The sequence below is a fragment of the Ramlibacter pinisoli genome, from assembly GCF_009758015.1.
Taxonomy (GTDB): domain Bacteria; phylum Pseudomonadota; class Gammaproteobacteria; order Burkholderiales; family Burkholderiaceae_C; genus Ramlibacter; species Ramlibacter pinisoli.
Genome location: NZ_WSEL01000008.1, coordinates 1 through 653 on the forward strand (window position 1 = coordinate 1; position 653 = coordinate 653).

Here is a 653-nt window from a genome sequence, read left to right on the forward strand (position 1 = left end):
AACGGTGGCTTCGTCAAGGCGCACGGGGGTACGACCGACACCACCCGTGCCACCGGCTACAGCGGCGCGCGGCGCATCGGTGTGGTGGTCAACACCGGCGCCAGCCTCAACACCGGCGCAGGCGACGTGGCGCTGTACGGCCAGGGCTTCAGCGGCGCCAGTGGCCTCACCACAGGCCACGTCGGCGTGGCGGTGCTCGGTTCCATCACCACCAACGGCGGCAATGTGTTGGCGGATGGCGTGGGCGGCAGTCGCGCCAACGACGGCTCGGGCAGCTCGCTGGGCATCGTGATCCAGGACGCGACCATCAACACGTCCGCCGGCACCGGCAGCATCACGCTGCGGGGCCAGGCGGGTTCCATCACGGGCACCGGCACGGGTAGCTCGTCGGGCATCTCGATCCAGGGCAGCACCACGGGCTCGACCATCACGGGCGGCAGCGGCGGCATCAGCATCAGCGGCAGCTCCGATGCAGGGCCCAACAGCGGCAACACGCAGGGCGTGTTCATCGCCGGCGCGAATGCGGGCGGCTCGGTGATCCAGACCACCGGTGGCGGCGCGATCGACATCACCGGCGTGGCCGGCACCAGCACCAGCACCAATGCGACGGCGGTGCAACGTGGCGTGCAGATCGGCAACAGCACCCAGGTGGG

At 70.6% G+C, this 653-nt stretch carries 1 protein-coding gene; it reads left to right on the forward strand.

What is annotated here, in order from left to right:
- Nucleotides 1-653, forward strand: a 653-nt coding sequence (locus GON04_RS14525; RefSeq protein ID WP_181654079.1) for a hypothetical protein, incomplete at both ends; no start/stop codon positions are given.